This window comes from Micromonospora sp. NPDC051006 (genome assembly GCF_044456245.1).
In the GTDB taxonomy this organism is placed as follows: Bacteria; Actinomycetota; Actinomycetes; order Mycobacteriales; family Micromonosporaceae; genus Micromonospora.
This window is the reverse complement of the sequence record NZ_JBITFP010000001.1, coordinates 628730-646367: the sequence shown is the minus strand read 5'-3', so window position 1 is coordinate 646367 and position 17638 is coordinate 628730. Positions and strand designations below refer to the sequence as shown.

Below are 17638 nucleotides of genomic sequence, written 5' to 3'. Positions count from 1 at the left end.
CGATCAGTAGGACTTCTCCTGGCCCAGCACGTGCTGGGCGACGAAGTTCAGGATCATCTCCCGGCTGACCGGGGCGATCCGCCCGGCCCGTACCGCGCCGAGCAGGGTGGCCACCCCGTACTCGGTGGTCATGCCGGCCCCGCCGTGCGCCTGCACGGCGGTGTCCACGGCCAGAGCGGCCGCCTCGCCGGACGCGTACTTGGCCATGTTGCCGGCCACCCCGGCCTCCAGGTCCCGGCCGGCGTCGTAGAGCGCGGCCGCTTTGTAGATCATCAGACGGGCCAGCTCCACCTGCACCGCCGCGTGCGCCAGCGGGTGGGACACCCCCTGGTGCGAGCCGATGCTCCGGCCGCCCCAGACCTTCCGGCCGGCGGCGTAGCTGGACGCGCGCTCGATCGCGTACCGGCCGGTGCCGGCGCCCATCGCGGCCACCGTGATCCGCTCCGGGTTGAGCCCGGCGAAGAGTGCCGGCAGCCCGGCGTCCACCGACTCGCCGACCAGCGCGTCGGCCGGCAGCCGGACGTCGTCGAGGTAGAGCAGGAACTGGTTCTCCGGGGAGAGGATCTCCATGTCCAGCTTGGACCGGGTGAGCCCGGCCGCGTCGGTCGGCACCACGAAGAGCGCCGGCTTGAGCCGCTGCCGTCCACCCGTGCCGTCGTCGTCCACGGCGACCCGGGCGACCACCAGGACGTGGTCCGCCTCGTCGACGCCGGAGATGTAGCACTTGCGACCGGAGAGCAGCCAGCCGTCGCCGTCGCGGCGGGCCACCGTGCCGAGCCGGTGAAAGTTCGACCCGGCCTCCGGCTCGGTGATCGCGAAGACCACCTTCAGCGAGCCGTCGGCGAAGCCGGGCAGGAACCGCTTGCGCTGCGCCTCGGTGCCGTGCCGGTTGATCACGGTGGCGGCGATGGCGGGGGAGACCACGAGCAGCAGCAGCGGGCAACCGGCGGCGGCCAGCTCCTCGCAGACGATGGCCAGCTCGGTGATGCCGCCACCGCCGCCGCCGTACTCGGTGGGGATGTTGACGCCGAGGTAGCCGAGCCCGCCGGCCTCTGCCCACAGCTCGGTGGTGTGCTCGCCGGCCTTCGCCTTGGCCACGAAGTACTCGTGACCGTAGCGCCGGCCCAGCGCCCGTACGGCGTCGCGGAGCTGCTCCTGCTCGTCGGTCAGGTCGACGTTCATCGCGGGTCCTCCTCGGGGTTGACCACGGCCAGCACGGCGCCGGTGTCGACCTGGCCGCCGGCCGGTACCGGCAGCTCGGCGACCACGCCGTCGATCGGGGCGAGCACCGGGTGCTCCAGCTTCATCGCCTCCAGGGTGAGCAGCAGGTCACCGGCGGCGACCCGCTGGCCTGGCTCGACGTGCAGCCGGGTGACCGTGCCGGGCAGCGGCGCCACCAGCGAGCCGGCGGCCAGCTCGGTGGTGGGCTCCGGGAAGCGCGGCAACTCGGTGAGGCTCACCGACCCGTCCGGGCCGTCGACGAAGACCGCCGGCCCCACCCGGTGCACCCGGAACGGATGCCGCACTCCGTCGACCGCCAGCACCACGCGGTCCGCAGCGGCCGACACCAGCGTCACCTCCGGCGGTCCGTCGACTGCGGCGTGCGCCGGGGCCGGGCCGGCGCCGGCGATCGCCGAACCGGCCGGAGCGGCGGCAATCGGCTCGCCGTCGGCCGGGCGCGTCGACCACTCGGTCAGGTTGCCGGCGCGGTCCAGGCGGTACCGGACCTCGACCTCGCCGGTCGGGCCGACGAAGCGTACGACCTGCGGAAACGCCGGTACGTTCCGCCAGCCGGACGGCAGCCCGGCGAGCACCGGGGCGGTCGCCCGGCGGCCGGCGGCCGACGCCAGCGCGGCGGCGAGCGCGAACACCGGCGCTCGTGCCGCCGGCACCAGCGGGGCGAACACCTCGGGGTGCCGCTCCAGGAAACCGGTGTCGATCTCACCGGCGGCGAACTCGGGGCTGCGCAGCACCCGGACCAACAGGTCCCGGTTGGTGGCCACCCCGTGCAGCTCGGCCCGGGCCAGCGCGCCCGCGAGGGTGCGGGCCGCCTCGGCGCGGCTGGGCGCCCAGGCGATCACCTTGGCCAGCATCGAGTCGTAGTGGACGCCGACCACCGAGCCGTCCACCACGCCGGAGTCCAGCCGCAGCCCGGCTCGCAGGAGGTTTCCGAACTCGCGCTCCACGCCGGGGATGGCGAAGCGGTGCAGGACACCGGTCGCCGGGCGGAAGCCCTCGGCCGGCTCCTCGGCGCAGAGCCGCGCCTCGATCGCGTACCCGCGTACGGACGGATACCGCCAGTGTTCCGGCAGCGGAGCGCCCTCGGCGACCAGCAGTTGCAGGCGGACCAGGTCCAGCCCGCCGGCGGCGATGGTCAGCTCCGTCACCGGGTGCTCGACCTGCAGCCGGGTGTTCATCTCCAGGAAGTAGATCTCCCCGTCGGGCGCGAGCAGGAACTCGACCGTGCCCGCGCCCACGTAGTCGACCGCCCGGCCGGCCGCCACCGCCGCCTCGTGCAGCCGCTCCCGCACCTCGGCCGGGAGGACGCCGGGTGCCTCCTCGATGATCTTCTGGTGCCGGCGCTGGATCGAGCACTCCCGGACACCGATCGCGGCCACCGTCCCGTGGGTGTCGCCGAAGATCTGCACTTCGACGTGCCGGCCCCGCTCGACGTACCGCTCGATGAAGACCGTGCCGTCGCCGAACGCCGCCGCCGCCTCGCGCCGCGCGGAGGCGACCGCGTCGGCGAGGCCGGCAGCGTCGCGGACCACCCGCATGCCCCGGCCGCCGCCGCCCGCGGACGCCTTGACCAGCACCGGGAAGTCGGTGATCTGGTCCGGCTCGGTCCAGGTCGGGAGCATCGGCACGCCCGCCTCGGCGAGCAGCGCCTTCGCCGTCATCTTGTCGCCCATTGCGGCGATCGCCTTGGCCGGCGGCCCGATCCAGGTCAACCCGGCGTCGGTCACCGCGGCGGCAAACTCGGCGTTCTCGGCCAGGAAGCCGTAGCCGGGGTGCACGGCGTCCGCGCCGGAGCGGCGGGCCGCGTCCAGGATCAGCTCCGGCCGCAGGTACGTCTCGGCCGGCGCGTTGCCGGGCAGCCGGACCGCCTGGTCGGCCTCGGCCACGTACGGCGCGTCGGCGTCCGCGTCGGAGTGCACCGCCACCGTCTCGACGCCGAGCGCGCGGCAGGTGGCGAAGATCCGCCGGGCGATCTCGCCCCGGTTGGCCACGAGCAGTCGAGTGATCACGAGGACAACCCCCTACATCCGGAAGACGCCGAAGCCGTCGGCGCCCTTCACCGGTCCGTTGTGGATCGCCGACAGGCAGAGGCCGAGGACGGTACGGGTGTCCCGGGGGTCGATCACCCCGTCGTCGTAGAGCCGGCCGGAGAGGAAGAGCGCGCCCGACTGGGACTCGATCTGCTGCTCGACCATCATCCGCATCGCGGCGTCGGACTCCTCGTCGTAGTCCCGGCCCCGGGCGGCGGCGGCCTGCCGGGCCACGATGGAGAGCACCCCGGCCAGCTGCGCCGGCCCCATCACCGCCGACTTCGCGTTCGGCCAGGTGAAGAGGAACCGTGGCTCGTACGCCCGCCCGCACATGCCGTAGTTGCCGGCACCGTAGGAGGCGCCCAGGTTGACCGTCAGGTGCGGCACGGTCGAGTTCGACACCGCATTGATCATCAGGGCGCCGTGCTTGATGATGCCGCGCTGCTCGTACTCGGTGCCGACCATGTAGCCGGTGGTGTTCTGCAGGAAGAGCAGCGGGGTGTCGGCGGCGTTGGCGAGCTGGATGAACTGTGCCGCCTTCTGCGCCTCCTCGCTGAAGAGCACGCCCCGGGCGTTGGCCAGCACGCCGATCGGGTAGCCGTGCAGCTCGCCCCAGCCGGTCACCAGGGCGCTGCCGTAGCCGGGTTTGAACTCGTCGAACTCGCTGCCGTCGAGGATCCGGGCCAGCACCTCGCGCGGGTCGAACGGCACCTTCAGGTCGGCGCTGGCGATGCCGAGCAGCTCCTCCGGGTCGTACTTCGGCGGCTGCGGCACCGGATTGCGCGGCGGTGGGCCCTGCTTGCGCCAGTTCAGCCGCCGTACGCACTGCCGGGCCAGCCGGATGCCGTCGCGCTCGTCGGTCGCCAGGTGGTCGGCGAGCCCGGACGTCGACGCGTGCATCGCGGCCCCGCCGAGCGACTCGTCGTCGGTGACCTCGCCGGTGGCCATCTTCACCAGCGGCGGCCCGGCCAGGTAGACCTGCGACCGGTCCCGAATCATGATCACGTGGTCGGACATGCCCGGCACGTACGCGCCGCCCGCGGTGGCGTTGCCGAAGACCACGCTGACCGTGGGGATCTTCGCAGCGGAGAGCCGGGTCAGATCGCGGAAGACCCGCCCGCCCGGGATGAAGATCTCCGCCTGGGTGGGCAGGTCGGCGCCGGCCGACTCGACCAGGTTGACCATGGGCAGCCGGTTCGCGAGGGCGATCTCGCCGGCCCGCCGGGTCTTCGCCAGCGACCACGGGTTGACCGCGCCGCCGCGTACGGTCGGGTCGTTCGCCACGACCAGGCACTCCACGCCCTCCACCACGCCGATGCCGGTCACCACGCTGGCCCCGACCGGGAAGTCGGTGCCGTACCCGGCGACCGGCGACAGCTCCAGGAACGGGCTGTCCGGGTCGAGCAGCAGCTCGATCCGTTCCCGGGGCAGCAGCTTGCCCCGGGCGTGGTGCCGGCTCACGTACTTCTCGCCGCCCCCGGCGCGGGCCTGGTCCAGCGCCGCGTCCAGCTCCGCCAGCCGGTCCAGCAGAGCCGCCCGGTTCTGCGCGTGACCCGGCGCGGACACCTCGATCGCGCTGCTCAACGTGGTCACAGCCCGATTCCCTTCGCGATGATCTCGTTCATGATCTCGGTGGTGCCGCCGCCGATGCCGAGGATGCGGGCGTCCCGGTAGTGCCGTTCCACCTCCGCGTCGCGCAGGTAGCCGTAGCCGCCGTGCAACTGGAGCGCCTGGTCGACCACCTCGGCGCAGGCGGCCACCGCGACGTTCTTCGCCATCGCCACCTCGGCGACCACCGGCTCACCGGCGGCCACCCGAGCCGCCACCTCGTGCACGTAGGCCCGGGCGGCCTCGGCGCGGGTGTGCATCTCGGCCAGCCGGTGCCGGATCAGCTGCCGGCTGGCCAGCGGGCGACCGAACGTCGACCGGTCCCGGCACCAGCGCACCGCCAGCTCGACGCAGCGTTGCGCGGTCGCGTAGGCCTGCGTGGCCAGGGAGAGCCGCTCGGTGGCGAAGTGCTGCATGATCGCCAGGAAGCCGGTGTCCTCCGCGCCGACCCGGTTCGTCACCGGCACCCGCACGTCCACGAAGGAGAGCTCGGCGGTGTCCGAGCAGTGCCAGCCGAGCTTCTCCAGCCGACGCCCCACGGTGAACCCGGGCGTGCCCTTGTCGACCACCAGCAGGGTGAGTTCGCCGCTGCCCGGAAAGTCGGTGCAGACGGCGGTGGTCACGAAGTCGGCCCGGACTCCACTGGTGATGTAGGTCTTCGACCCGTTCACCACGTAGTGGTCGCCGTCCCGGCGGGCGGTCGTGCGGATCCCGGCGACGTCCGAGCCGCCGTCCGGTTCGGTGACCGCCAGCGCGCCGATCATCGTGCCGGCGAGCGTCGGGCGGACGTACCGGTCGATCAGGTCGTCATCGGTGCTCCGCTGGCCCCCGAGCCGGCCGCCGAGCGAGCCACCGAGCCGGCCGCCGGCGGCGGCGACCATGTGTGGCAGCGCGATGCCGTGGGTGAAGAGCGCGGCCACCAGACCGGACGAGCCGCCCGAGCGGATGATCTCCTCGGTGACGATGATCGAGTCGAGCAGGTCACCGCCGCTGCCGCCGACCGACTCGGGGAAGCCGATGCCGAGCAGGCCGAGCTTCGCGGCGGTCGCGTGCAGCTCCCGGGGGACCTCGCCGGCGCGCTCCCAGTCGTCCAGGTGCGGCAGCACGTCGCGGGTGACGAAGGCCCGGGTCAGCTCGCGCAGCTGCCGCCGTTCCGGGGTGTCCACGATGGTCATCACGCCACCTCGCTACGCGTCTGCCGGGCGGGGGTGCCCGGCCCGGGCGTGAGGTCGGCGGGCAGGTCGACGATGCGGGACCGGAGCAGCTCGCCGAGCGCCTTCGCCTGCGGGTCGAACCTCGTCGAGCCGGCGACCCCTGGACCGAGCAGCCCTTCGATCACGAAGTTCACCGCCCGCAGGTTCGCCAGCTCGTACCGGTGCACGGTCAGCGGCGCGGTCTCCGGCAGCAGTTCGGCCAGGCGGGGCACGGTCAGCCAGCCGCGCAGCCAGGCGTATCCGGCGTCGGTGCGGGCCCAGACCCCCAGGTTGGCGTCGCCACCCTTGTCGCCGGAGCGGGCACCGACCAGCTCGCCGAGCGGCCCGCGCCGGGTCGGCCGGTCGGCCTCCCCGCTCGGCGGCGCCGGTTCGACGCGCTCGTCGGCGACCGGTGCCGTGACGGCCGGCGGGGCGATCTCCACGCGCTCGCCGGAGGGCAGCACCGCGAGGTGCGGCACCGCGTCCTGCGGCACGGTATCGACGGTGAACACCCCGTACGGGGTGGCGTCGCCGGGCGGCGTGGTCAGCGTGCAGCCGGGGTAGGAGGCGAGCGCCAGCTCCACCGCGGCCGCCGAGAACGCCCGCCCGGCCCGCGCCCGGTCACCGTCGCGCAGGTGTACGTGCAGCAGCGCGCTCGCCGTCTCGGTGTCGTGCGCGTCGGCATGGTCGGTGCGGGCCAGGGTGAACTCCAGCCCCTCCTTGCCGATCGCCTGCTCGAGCTGCCCCCGGATCAGCGCCGCCTTCGCCGGAATCTCCAGCCCGCAGAGGACGAAGGTCATCGAGTTGCGGAAGCCGCCGAGGTTGGTGAGCCCGACCTTGAGCGTCGCCGGCGGCGGGGTGCCCCGGACGCCAGAGACCCGGACCCGGTCCGGCCCGTCCTGGTGCAGCGTCGCCGTGTCCAGCCGGCTCACCACGTCCGGTCCCAGATATCCCGGCCCACCCACCTCGTAGAGCAGCTGCGCGGTGACCGTCTCCACGGTCACCGCGCCGCCGGTGCCGGGATGCTTGGTGATCACGGCGGAGCCGTCGGGGTGCACCTCGGCGATCGGGAAGCCGGGCCGGTGACCGCCGTCGGGCAGCTCGGTGAAAAAGCTGTAGTTGCCGCCGGTCACCTGCGTGCCGCACTCGATCAGGTGGCCGGCGACGGTCGCGCCGGCGAGCGCGTCGAGGTCGTCGCGCTGCCAGCCGTGCCGGGCGATCGCCGGGCCGACCACCAGGGAGGCGTCGGTGACCCGGCCGGTGACTACCACGTCCGCCCCGCCGTCCAGGCAGGCGGCGATCCCGAACGCGCCCAGGTAGGCGTTGGCGGTGAGCGCGTCCGGGCGGCCCAACGCGTCCCCCTCGACGTATCCGATCCGGGCGTCGAGGCCGAGCCGGTCGGCGAGCGCGCCGATCGCGGCGGCCAGCCCGGCCGGGTTCAACCCGCCGGCGTTGGTCACGATCCGTACGCCCCGGTCCAGCGCGGTGCCGAGAGTCTCCTCCAGTTGGCGGAGGAAGGTCTTCGCGTAGCCGAGGCCGGGGTCGCGCAGCCGGTCCCGGCCGAGGATCAGCATGGTCAGCTCGGCCAGGTAGTCGCCGGTCAGCACGTCCAGCTCGCCGCCGTCGAGCATCTCCCGCCAGGCGGTGAAGCGGTCGCCGTAGAAGCCGGAGGCGTTGCCGATGCGGATCACGCCGGCACCCCGCTCGCCGGCCGGCCGGCGCCGGGCGGGCCGGCGAAGGCCTGCGCGACATCGAGCCACTCGTCGGCCACCGGGCCGACGGCGCTCAGCGCCAGGTCGGCGCGGTGCCGGCGCTGGGTGACCAGCAGGCAGAAGTCCCGCGCCGGGCCGGTCACCCGGTCCGCGGCGTCGGCCGGGCCCCAGCTCCAGGTGTCACCGTCGGGCCCGGACAGCTCGACCCGCACCGGCGCCGCCGGCGCGGCCCGGCCGTGGGCGGCGAAACCGTGCTCGAGGGTACGCACGCCGAGGTGCGCGACGTGCCGGAGCCGGTTGGTGGCCGCCCGCTGTACGCCGAGCGCGTCGGCCACGTCCTCGCCGTGCGCCCAGCTCTCCATGATCCGGGCGGTGGCCATCGAGGTGGCCGACATCCGGGTCCCGTACCAGGGCAGCTTCTCGCCCGGCGGTACGGCGGCCAGGGCGGCGGTGAGCGCCGCCCGGCCGGCGCGCCAGCGGGCGAGCAGCTCGTCCGGCGGGGCGAGGAACTCCTCCGCGCCGCGGTCGACCAGCCGGGTCGGGTCCGGGGTCGAGCTGACCGAGGCGAAGAAGGCGTCGGCGTCGGTGGCGGCGAGCAGCGCCACGTGGTCGGTCCAGGCGAGGTGGGCGATCTGATGCCCGATGCTCCAGCCCGCCGCCGGGGTGGCGCGGGCCCACTCGGCCGGCGGCAGCGGGTGCACCAGTGAGTCCAGCTCAGCGGACTCGTCGGCCAGGTCCGCGAGCAGATCCGTCAGGTCGACCATGGTGCCTCCGGTCTCAACGTGCCCCACCTGAGCGGGGCCGGTCAGGGCGTGAGGAGCGTGGAGAGCTGGCGCTTCCAGGTGGCGAGCAGGGCGCTGCGGCGGGACGAGTCGTCGGTGAGCAGGTTGGCCACGCCCAGCCCGCGGAGCAGGTCCAGGGTGGCCTGCACCGCCTCCCGGACGCCGGGCCGCCGCTCGTCCACGCCGAGCAGCGAGACGGTGAGCCGGTGCATCTCCCGGCCGACGCGCGCCTCCAGCGGCACCAGGGCGGCGCGCAGCTCCGGGTCGGTGCGGGCGGCGACCCAGAGTTCGATCGCGGCGACGAAGAGCGGCCCGGTGAAGGCCGCGCCGAGCAGGTCGACGACCCGGTCGAGGCGCTGCGGACCGGCCGGCAGGGCCTCCGCCTCGGTGCGCAGCTCGGCCGCGCGGCGCTCGGCGAGATGGTCGACGGCGGCGGTGACCAGCGCGGCCTTCGTCGGGTAGTGGTGCAGCTGGGCGCCGCGCGAGACGCCGGCCCGGGCGGCGACCAGCGTGGTCGTGGTGCCGGACCAGCCGTGCTCGATCAGGCAGTCGACGGTCGCCTCCAGCAGCCGGGCCTGGGTGGCGCGACTGCGTTCCTGTTGAGGGACGCGGATCGATGCGGCGGACACGGGGACAGCGTGCCGCCCTCGAAACAAACAGTCAAGCCTGACTTTTTTGCGGGTTGGCCCGATCGCGCGCCATGTCGGGCACCGGCATCGCCTCGTGGACGCTGTCGAACTGCTCCAAATATGGACCGGCCTGGCAGCAGTGAGCTGCCCCTGGGCCGGCCCCCCGTGGCGCTCATGTTGGCTGTGCCCCCGGGACGTGCTCGACCGCCGCCCGTCCCGTCCAGATGGCCTGCTCCTCAGGCAGCACGGCCAAGGCCCGCTCCGGGCATGAGCCGGGCCTGGCCGGCCCGCACGCTGAGCATGCTGTTCATATTTGGAGCAGTTCGACAGCTTGCGAGACAGCCGTCCGGGTGGGCGGGGACCGGCCACGATCACGGCGAACGGGCGGCAGGTCGCTCGGCAGCGTTGCGGACCGTGGCCTGAGGACCGCGAGTAGGCAGACCGCGACCTGCGGAGCGGGCCGTCCGGACTGACGGCGGGGGTGGTCAGCGGCCGTCGCGGGGGGCGAAGACAGCCAGCGCGTCGGCGTCGCTGTGCCGGGAGCGCAGGTACTCGTCGGCGAAGCCGGCGGCGTCCGGGAAGGTCGACTCGGCGGCCACCCGAGCACAGGCGGCGTCCACGTCGAAGTCGGTGCGGCGCAGCTGCACGCCCGGCCCGAGCAGGGCCCAGTGGGCGCCCGGACCGCCGTACGGCATGCCGATGCTGCCCGGGTTGACCACCAGCCGCCGGTCGACCAGCCGGGTGAACGGCATGTGGGTGTGCCCGCAGACCACCGTGCGCACCCCGGCCGGCAGGTCGGCGAAGACCTCCGTCCACCGGGCCATCCGGGTGTCGACCAGCACCACCTCCTCGTCGTCACGGGGGGTGGCATGGCAGAAGAGCACCGGCCCGAGGCCGTCGATCTCCAGGGTGACCGTCAGCGGCAGCGTGGCGAGCCGCTCGAGCTGGTCGTCGCGGAGCTGGCCCGCCGCCCAGTTCGACACCTCGATCGGGGACGGGCGCCCGGCGCGTGCCTCGACCAGCTCCCGGTCGGCGTTGCCGCGTACCCAGCAGACCCGGTCGCCCAGGCCGGCGAGGAGGTCCAGCACCTGCACCGGCTGCGGGCCGGCCGCGATGTCGCCGGTGAGCACGATCAGGTCGGCGGCGGCCACGTCCGGCTCGGCCAACACCGCCTCCAGGGCGGGCAGCACGCCGTGGATGTCCGAGAGAACGGCGACCCGGTTCAGCATCGGTCCACCCTCCCGCCGGCCCGCCGGTGAGTCCAGCACTTCTGCCAGCAGCAGACGGCGGCCCGGACACGGATCGGCCCGGACCGCCAGCGGCGGCCCGGGCCGGGGATGCTCCGGTGTCGGGACAGGCCCGACGGGGCGACTCAGACCCGCGCGCGGCGGGCCAGGCGCTCCGGGTCGAGAATGATGATGCTCTTGCCGTCGAGCCGCAGCCAGCCCCGCGAGGCGAAGTCGGCAAGCGCCTTGTTGACGGTCTCCCGGGAGGCGCCGACGAGCTGGGCGATCTCCTCCTGGGTCAGGTCGTGCGTCACCCGCAGCACGCCGCCGTCCCGGGTGCCGAACCGGCCGGCCATCTGGAGCAAATTCTTCGCCACCCGGCCGGGCACGTCGGTGAAGATCAGGTCGGCCAGCGAGTCGTTCGTCCGGCGCAGCCGGCGGGCCAGCACCCGGAGCAGCTGCTCGGCGATCTCCGGCCGGTTGTTCAGCCACGGTCGCAGCGCCTGCTTGCGCAGCCGGACCAGGCGGGTGTCGGTCACCGCGGTGGCGGTCGCCGTCCGCGGACCGGGGTCGAAGAGCGACAGCTCGCCGACCATGTCCGACGGGCCCATCACCGCGATCAGGTTCTGCCGGCCGTCCGCCGCCCGGCGACCGACCTTGATCTTGCCGGACAGCAGGATATAGAGACTGTCGCCGGGCTCGCCCTCGTTGAAGACGATCTCGCCCTTGCGGACCTCGATCGTCTCCATCTCCTTGGCGAGCGCCTCGGCAGCCTCCGGGTCGACACCCTGGAAGATCCCGCTGCGGGCCAGTACCTCGTCCATCGCGCACCTCCGGTTGCGCGCTGCCGTCCCTCGGCCGGGTCCGCCGTCCGCTGGTCCCTCGCGCGCCGCCAAGTCTAGGCGCACGTGAGCTGGAATCAGAGCTGCACCCCTGGAAACTTGATCGTTGGGCGTAACCCACGCGCTCCGATCCGCCACTAAGATCGCCGGCCCACCCGCCCGTACCGCCCGCGCAGGTCGGGGGGCCGTAGGGTCAGCGGCGTGCTGACGGAGCCGCTGCTGACCACCCGCCGGGAGGGCGGGCTCGACGTCCCGATGCTGGTGTGGCGCTCCGCGACGCCGCTGCGCGCGGTCAGCTCCGCGCCGCTCGGCGGCGGGATCGGCGTACGCCAGTGGGTGCTGAACGCGACCGTGCCGATGTCGTACGACCGGGACGACCCCGCGGAACACCTGGCCGGACTGGCCCGCGGCCTCGGCCTCGGCGGGCCAGGGGTGGGCCTGCTGACCGGGGTCGACGTGGCGGAGGTGGTGGCCCGCGCCGACACCGGCGTGCGGGCCTGGGCGACGGTCGGCCTCGGCACCCCGATCCCGGCCGCCGCGCCCGAGCCGGCCGCGCCCGGTCAGCGGGTCGGCACCGTCAACATCGTGGTGCACGTGCCGGCGCGGCTCGGCGACGCCGCCCTGGTCAACGCGGTGGCCACCGCCACCGAGGCGAAGGCGCAGGCGATCATGGAACTGGGACTGGCGGCCACCGGCACCCCGACGGACGCGGTCACCGTGCTCTGCCCCGCCGACGGTCCGGAGTTCGCCTACGGCGGGCCGCGGTCGACCTGGGGCGCACCGCTGGCCCGGGCGGTGCACGCCGCCGTCCTCGCCGGCGGCGCCGACGCCGTGGTGCCCTGGTCGGAGCGGTTCACCGGCTGAATTTCCAGCCGATCGGCCCTCGTCGCGGCGTTTCCGCCCCGGTAGGGTCGCGAACGATGTACGCTCCCGCCTCCGCCGCGTCGCGCCCGCGCCGCCGAGCCGCCCTCGCGCTCGGCGCGCTGCTCGCCGTGCTGCTGGCCGGCTGCGCCGAAACCGGCGAGGCCCCGGTCTGGCAGCCGGGGGCCGGTGGCGGCGGCACCGGCGCGCCGATCGGCACGGCCGCTCCGTCGGCGAGCGGCAGCCCCGACGCGGGCGGCGAGGCGATCTCGCTCTCCGCGACCGGCGACATCATCATGGGCAACGCGCCGAACCGGCTGCCCGCCAACGGCGGCAAGGGCTTCTTCGACTCGGTCGAGCAGGCGCTCAAGGCCGACCTGGTGATGGGCAACCTGGAGGAGCCGCTGACGGTGGACACCGGCACCGGCAAGTGCGGGGCCAACTCCACCCGCTGCTTCCAGTTCCGGGCCCCGCCCGACTACGCCGCGCACCTGCGCGACGCCGGCTTCGACCTGCTCAACCAGGCCAACAACCACGGCTACGACTACGGCCCGAAGGGCTACCAGAACACCCAGAAGGCCCTGGAGAAGTACGACCTGGCGCACACCGGCGCTCCCGACCAGATCACCGTGGTCGAGGTGCAGGGCGTCAAGGTCGCGGTCGCCGGTTTCTCCTCGTACGTCTGGTCCAACAGCCTGGTCGACATCGCCGCGGCCAAGCAGGTGATCGCCAAGGCGGCGACCATGGCCGATCTGGTCGTGGTGCAGGTGCACATGGGCGGCGAGGGGTCCGACAAGACCCGGGTCCGGCCGGGCACCGAGATGTTCCTCGGCGAGAACCGGGGCGACCCGGTCAAGTTCTCGAAGGCGATGATCGACGCCGGGGCCGACCTGATCGTCGGGCACGGTCCGCACGTGCTGCGCGGGATGGAGTTCTACAAGGGCCGGCTCATCGCCTACAGCCTCGGGAACTTCGCCGGCGGGGGCAATTCGCTCAGCAACGCCGGCCGGCTGGGCTGGGGCGGGGTGCTCAAGGTGTCGCTACGCCCGGACGGCAGTTGGGCCGGAGGCTCCTTCACCTCGACCTACATGAACGGCGCCGGCAAGCCGACGATGGATCAGGGCGACCGCGGTCTGGGGCTGGTCAAGCAGCTCAGCCGCACCGACTTCCCGAAGACCGCGGCCCGGTTCGACGACGCCGGCAGGATCAGCCCGCCCGCCGCCGGCTGATCCGTCGCTCCGCCGGCCCGGGAGCGAGACCCGACGTGCGCGCAACGGCGCAGGCGTGGGCCGCCCAAGGGAGTCGGTCGGGCGACGTAGGCTGGCCGGCGTGACCAGTAGCTCTCCCGGCGCCACCGAGACCGACCTCGGACGCAAGCGCCGTGCCCGGCGGATCGGCCGGGCGCTGGCCGAGACCCACCCGGACGCGCACTGTGAACTGGACCACTCCAACGCCCTGGAGCTGGCCGTGGCGACGATCCTCTCCGCCCAGTGCACCGACAAGAAGGTCAACGAGGTCACCCCGAAGCTCTTCGTCCGCTACCCGAGCGCCGCCGACTACGCCGGCGCCGACCGGGGCGAGATGGAGGAACTGATCCGGCCGACCGGCTTCTACCGGAACAAGACCGACTCGCTGATCAAGCTGGGGCGGGCGCTGGTCGAGCGCTACGACGGGCGGGTACCCGGCAAGCTGGTGGACCTGGTGACGCTGCCCGGGATCGGCCGCAAGACGGCCAACGTGATCCTCGGCAACGCCTTCGACGTCCCCGGCATCACCGTCGACACCCACTTCCAGCGGCTGATGCACCGCTGGCGGCTGACCGCCGAGACCGACCCGGTCAAGATCGAGCACGCGGTCGGCGCGCTCTACGAGAAGCGCGACTGGACGATGCTCTCGCACCGGGTGATCTTCCACGGCCGGCGGGTCTGCCACGCCCGCAAGCCGGCCTGCGGCGCCTGCACGCTGGCCAAGCTCTGCCCGTCCTACGGCACCGGGCCGACCGACCCGACCGTCGCGGTCAAGCTACTCAAGGGGCCCCGCGCCCGCGACCTGGCGGTGGCCGCCGGGATCGACCCGGAGCTGGTGCCGGCCCAGGCGGTCGCCGCGGAGGTGCCGTGAACCGCAGGGCCGCCACGCTGCTCCTGCCGCTGCTGCTGGCGGTCGCCGGCTGCACCGCCACCGCGCCGGAGGCGGCGGCACCGGGGCGCCCGACCCCCAGCCGGCCGTCGCCGTTCGCCGACTGCGCCACGCTGACCACCGCCCCGACGGCCGCGACGGCCACCCCGGCGTCCGCCCCGGGTGACCCGCTGCCGGAGCTGAGCCTGTCCTGCTTCACCGGCGGCGCGCCGGTGGCCCTGCGCGAGATCCCCGGCCCGGCGGTGGTCAACATCTGGGCCTCCTGGTGCGGCCCCTGCCGCAAGGAGCTGCCCGCCTTCCAGCGGCTCAGCCAGTCGACCACCGGCCGGCTCCAGGTGATCGGGGTGAACAGCCGGGACAGCCGCGCCGCCGCCCAGTCCATCGGCGAGGACTTCGGCGTCCGCTTCCCGATGCTGGTCGACCAGGGCGAGGCGCTGCAACGGGCGCTGAACCGCAACGCCTTCCCGCTCACCCTCTTCGTCGACGGGCAGGGGCGGATCCGGCACACCGACACCTCCGGCGCGCTGGACGACGCCCGCCTCGCGGCGCTGGTGCGCGAACATCTCGGGGTGGCGGTGCCGGCGTGACCCGGAGACCGCCGGAGTGGATCGAGCCATTGCTGGCTCGGCTCGGCACTGCGCGTGCCGAGGACTTCACCCGGCTGACCACTCCGGCGAGCGGTGGCCGGGAGAGCGCCGTGCTGGTGCTGCTCGGCGAGCAGCCCGACACGGGCCCGGACGTGCTGGTCCTGCAGCGGGCGGCGACCCTGCGCAACCACGCCGGTCAGCCGGCCTTCCCGGGCGGGGCGGCCGACCCGGAGGACGCCGACGCCCGGGCGACCGCGCTGCGCGAGGCGAACGAGGAGGTCGACCTCGACCCGGACAGCGTCACCGTCCTGGCCGAGTTGCCGAAGCTCTGGATTCCGGTGAGCGACTTCGTGGTGACCCCGGTGCTCGCCTGGTGGCACGCGCCGCACCCGGTGCACCCCCGGGAGCCGGCCGAGGTGGCGCACGTGGCGCGGCTGCCGATCGCGGAGCTGGTCGACCCGGAGAACCGGATGCGGGTACGCCATCCCAGCGGCTGGATCGGGCCGGCGTTCTCCGCCCGCGGGATGGTGGTCTGGGGGTTCACCGCCGGAGTGCTGGCCACGCTGCTCGAGATGGGCGGATGGGCCCGCCCGTGGTCGCGGGACCGGGTGATGGAGCTGCCGCCCACCGGCGCGTCGCCGGCCCCCTCCGCGGGCACCGACGAGGTCGACGAGGCAACCGTACGCTGACCGCGCGGTCACCCTTCCGCAAGCGATGGTCATTCGGCGAGCCCGCTGCCCGTACGCTTGACCCGTGTCCGCCGTGGATCTCGTCCTGCTGCTGCTCATGCTCGTGTTCGCGATCAGCGGATACCGTCAGGGCTTCGTCATCGGAATCCTGTCGTTCACCGGGTTCTTCCTGGGGGCCCTGATCGGCCTCCAGATCGGGCCGCTGCTCGCCCGACAGTTCGTGGACAGCGGCACCCGGGTGCTGATCTCGTTGGTGGCGGTCTTCGGGCTCGCGGTCGCCGGGCAGGCGCTCGCCGGCTGGCTCGGCTCCAGCCTGCGGGCCGCGATCACCGGCTCGGGCCTGCGCAAGGTCGACGACGTCGGCGGGGCGTTCGTCTCGCTCTTCGCCGTGCTCCTGGTGGCCTGGCTGGTCGCGGTGCCGCTCGGCTCGTCCTCGCTGCCTTGGCTGGCCGCGTCGGTCCGGAACAGCGCGCTGCTCACCGTGGTCGACCGGGTCCTGCCCGACCAGGCCCAGCAGCTCTCCACCGCGCTGCGGGACACCGTCGACACCAACGGCTTCCCGGACGTGTTCGGCGATCTCGCGCCCACCCGGGCCCGGCAGGTCTCACCGCCCGATCCGGCGCTCGCCGGCTCCCAGGTGGTGGTCAACGGCCAGCGCTCGGTGGTCAAGGTGCTCGGTTCGGCCCCCAGCTGCTCGCGCCGGATCGAGGGTTCCGGCTTCGTGTACGCCGACGACCGGGTGATGACCAACGCCCACGTGGTCGCCGGCACCCGTACCGTGGCGGTGGAGCTGGGCGGTGACCGCTACGACGGCGACGTCGTCGTCTACGACCCCGACCGGGACCTGGCCGTGCTGCACGTGCCGGGGCTGCCCGGGCCGTCGATGCGGTTCGCCGCGGGCAACGCGGGCAGCGGCGCGGACGCGATCGTGCTCGGCTTCCCGCTCGACGGGCCGTACGACGCCCAGTCCGCCCGGGTCCGCGACGTGGACCGGATCACCGGGCCGGACATCTACTCCTCGGGCGACGTGACCCGGGAGATCTACACGATCCGGGCGCTGGTCCGCAGCGGCAACTCCGGCGGCCCGCTGGTCTCGTCCAACGGACTGGTGCTGGGCGTGATCTTCGCGGCGGCGGCGGACGACCCGAACACCGGGTTCGCGGTCACCGCCGCGGAGGCCCGTCCGGTGGCGCTGGCCGGTGCCGAGCGCACCCGCGGCGTCGGCACCGGCGAGTGCACCTGACCACTGCGCGGCCGGAGCCCGCCGCCTGACGAAACAGGCGCCGGGGGCCGTCACGACACGCGCGGCTTCGGGCGGGGTGTCGCGCCGTCGCCCTGGGCGCGGGCCTCGGTGATGCTCGGCAGCGCCGCCCGCCCCCATCGAACGCCACGGTCCAGAATCGACCGGGCCATGATGGCCACGCAGGCGCCGCCGTTGAGGAAGGACGCGACCACGTCGCTCGGGTGGTGCATGCCCCGGTACATGCGGGTCAGCGCGACACCGACCGGCACCAGCACGAGCAGCGTCCACCAGCTGACCTTGCCTGCGGTGCTGCGCGACCGCAGCGCGAGCAGCACCGCGATGCCCACGTAGAGCGCCACCGCGGCGGACGTGTGCCCGGACGGGAAGCTGGACGTGGGCGGGGAGACGTCCATGTGCTCGACGGCCGGCCGCTGCCGGTCGATGACCATCGTGGTCAGCAGGAACACCAGCGCCTGGGCGGTGACCGCGGCGCAGAGGAAGAGCGGCTCCCGCCAGCGGCGCAGCCACAGCCGCAGCGCCAGCGCGACCAGCGCGGTGACCAGCACGATCATCTGGGTGCTGGCGAGCGTGCTGAAGACCAGCGAGATGTCGTTCCAACCGGCGGTGCGATCGCCGGCGAGTTCCCGGTTGACCGCGTCCTCGACGGTGAACGGCCAGGACCGGGCGAGGACCCGGGTGACCAGCCCACCCAGCAGCAGCATGACGGCGAGCAGGAGAGCCACCGGCAGCACCACGCGGCGGGCGATCTGGAGCACGGTGTCGGGCATGGCCCGGCCAGTACCCGTCGGGTCAGCCCGCTACGCCTCGCCGCCGGGCCGACCGGCCGAGCGGTCTGCGACG

At 74.0% G+C, this 17638-nt stretch carries 16 protein-coding genes; 6 read left to right on the top strand and 10 right to left on the bottom strand.

Annotation, left to right across the window (positions count from 1 at the left end; all coding sequences use genetic code 11):
• Positions 1–3: 3 nt before the first annotated feature.
• From ACIBBA_RS03055 to ACIBBA_RS03015, 9 genes are all read right to left on the bottom strand, one after another.
• Complete coding sequence (locus ACIBBA_RS03055) at positions 4–1182, bottom strand: acyl-CoA dehydrogenase family protein (protein ID WP_396693172.1); 1179 nt, start codon at positions 1180–1182, stop codon at positions 4–6.
• Positions 1179–3248, bottom strand: a complete 2070-nt coding sequence (locus ACIBBA_RS03050) for a biotin carboxylase N-terminal domain-containing protein (RefSeq protein WP_396693170.1) — start codon at positions 3246–3248, stop codon at positions 1179–1181. Before ACIBBA_RS03050 ends, ACIBBA_RS03055 begins: the two co-directional genes overlap by 4 nt.
• A 12-nt stretch (positions 3249–3260) precedes the next feature.
• A complete protein-coding gene (locus ACIBBA_RS03045) occupies positions 3261–4862 on the bottom strand; it encodes an acyl-CoA carboxylase subunit beta (RefSeq protein ID WP_396693168.1) in 1602 nt (533 codons plus the stop codon).
• A complete protein-coding gene (locus tag ACIBBA_RS03040) occupies positions 4859–6052 on the bottom strand; it encodes an acyl-CoA dehydrogenase family protein (protein WP_396693166.1) in 1194 nt (397 codons plus the stop codon). Before ACIBBA_RS03040 ends, ACIBBA_RS03045 begins: the two co-directional genes overlap by 4 nt.
• Positions 6052–7761: an acyclic terpene utilization AtuA family protein gene (locus tag ACIBBA_RS03035; RefSeq protein ID WP_396693164.1), complete on the bottom strand. Its 1710-nt coding sequence runs from the start codon at positions 7759–7761 to the stop codon at positions 6052–6054. Before ACIBBA_RS03035 ends, ACIBBA_RS03040 begins: the two co-directional genes overlap by 1 nt.
• A complete protein-coding gene (locus ACIBBA_RS03030; RefSeq protein WP_396693162.1) occupies positions 7758–8546 on the bottom strand; it encodes a TIGR03084 family metal-binding protein in 789 nt (262 codons plus the stop codon). The genes ACIBBA_RS03035 and ACIBBA_RS03030 overlap by 4 nt, the downstream gene beginning before the upstream one ends.
• Before the next feature lie 41 nt (positions 8547–8587).
• The gene (locus ACIBBA_RS03025) at positions 8588–9193 is read right to left on the bottom strand and encodes a TetR/AcrR family transcriptional regulator (protein WP_396693160.1); all 606 of its coding nucleotides are present in this window, start codon (positions 9191–9193) and stop codon (positions 8588–8590) included.
• 485 nt (positions 9194–9678) lie between these two features.
• Positions 9679–10422 (bottom strand): metallophosphoesterase family protein, encoded by a 744-nt coding sequence (locus ACIBBA_RS03020; RefSeq protein WP_396693158.1) that lies wholly within the window; start codon positions 10420–10422, stop codon positions 9679–9681.
• Between the two features lie 143 nt (positions 10423–10565).
• The gene (locus ACIBBA_RS03015; protein ID WP_007466162.1) at positions 10566–11243 is read right to left on the bottom strand and encodes a Crp/Fnr family transcriptional regulator; all 678 of its coding nucleotides are present in this window, start codon (positions 11241–11243) and stop codon (positions 10566–10568) included.
• 219 nt (positions 11244–11462) lie between these two features.
• Here ACIBBA_RS03015 and ACIBBA_RS03010 point away from each other — a divergent pair, with 219 nt between their 5' ends.
• From ACIBBA_RS03010 to ACIBBA_RS02985, 6 genes are all read left to right on the top strand, one after another.
• Complete coding sequence (locus ACIBBA_RS03010) at positions 11463–12125, top strand: adenosylcobinamide amidohydrolase (protein ID WP_396693156.1); 663 nt, start codon at positions 11463–11465, stop codon at positions 12123–12125.
• A gap of 56 nt (positions 12126–12181) precedes the next feature.
• The gene (locus tag ACIBBA_RS03005; RefSeq protein ID WP_396693154.1) at positions 12182–13351 is read left to right on the top strand and encodes a CapA family protein; all 1170 of its coding nucleotides are present in this window, start codon (positions 12182–12184) and stop codon (positions 13349–13351) included.
• Between the two features lie 100 nt (positions 13352–13451).
• Positions 13452–14240, top strand: a complete 789-nt coding sequence (nth, locus tag ACIBBA_RS03000; RefSeq protein WP_396693152.1) for an endonuclease III — start codon at positions 13452–13454, stop codon at positions 14238–14240.
• Positions 14237–14845: a TlpA family protein disulfide reductase gene (locus ACIBBA_RS02995; RefSeq protein ID WP_396693150.1), complete on the top strand. Its 609-nt coding sequence runs from the start codon at positions 14237–14239 to the stop codon at positions 14843–14845. The genes nth and ACIBBA_RS02995 overlap by 4 nt, the downstream gene beginning before the upstream one ends.
• Complete coding sequence (locus ACIBBA_RS02990; protein WP_396693148.1) at positions 14842–15534, top strand: NUDIX hydrolase; 693 nt, start codon at positions 14842–14844, stop codon at positions 15532–15534. The genes ACIBBA_RS02995 and ACIBBA_RS02990 overlap by 4 nt, the downstream gene beginning before the upstream one ends.
• A 64-nt stretch (positions 15535–15598) precedes the next feature.
• Positions 15599–16777: a MarP family serine protease gene (locus tag ACIBBA_RS02985; RefSeq protein WP_357055601.1), complete on the top strand. Its 1179-nt coding sequence runs from the start codon at positions 15599–15601 to the stop codon at positions 16775–16777.
• Positions 16778–16827: 50 nt separating this feature from the next.
• Here the strand turns inward: ACIBBA_RS02985 and ACIBBA_RS02980 are convergent, their stop codons facing one another.
• The gene (locus ACIBBA_RS02980) at positions 16828–17565 is read right to left on the bottom strand and encodes a phosphatase PAP2 family protein (protein ID WP_396693146.1); all 738 of its coding nucleotides are present in this window, start codon (positions 17563–17565) and stop codon (positions 16828–16830) included.
• Positions 17566–17638 lie beyond the last annotated feature (73 nt).

What these genes read in the sequence shown, in the direction of transcription:
- ACIBBA_RS03040 (WP_396693166.1), bottom strand. Translation starts at nt 6,052, where the DNA reads ATGACCATCGTGGACACCCCGGAACGGCGGCAGCTGCGCGAGCTGACC.
- ACIBBA_RS03005 (WP_396693154.1), top strand. Translation starts at nt 12,182, where the DNA reads ATGTACGCTCCCGCCTCCGCCGCGTCGCGCCCGCGCCGCCGAGCCGCC.
- ACIBBA_RS03030 (WP_396693162.1), bottom strand. Translation starts at nt 8,546, where the DNA reads ATGGTCGACCTGACGGATCTGCTCGCGGACCTGGCCGACGAGTCCGCT.
- ACIBBA_RS03015 (WP_007466162.1), bottom strand. Translation starts at nt 11,243, where the DNA reads ATGGACGAGGTACTGGCCCGCAGCGGGATCTTCCAGGGTGTCGACCCG.
- ACIBBA_RS02980 (WP_396693146.1), bottom strand. Translation starts at nt 17,565, where the DNA reads ATGCCCGACACCGTGCTCCAGATCGCCCGCCGCGTGGTGCTGCCGGTG.
- ACIBBA_RS03020 (WP_396693158.1), bottom strand. Translation starts at nt 10,422, where the DNA reads ATGCTGAACCGGGTCGCCGTTCTCTCGGACATCCACGGCGTGCTGCCC.
- ACIBBA_RS03055 (WP_396693172.1), bottom strand. Translation starts at nt 1,182, where the DNA reads ATGAACGTCGACCTGACCGACGAGCAGGAGCAGCTCCGCGACGCCGTA.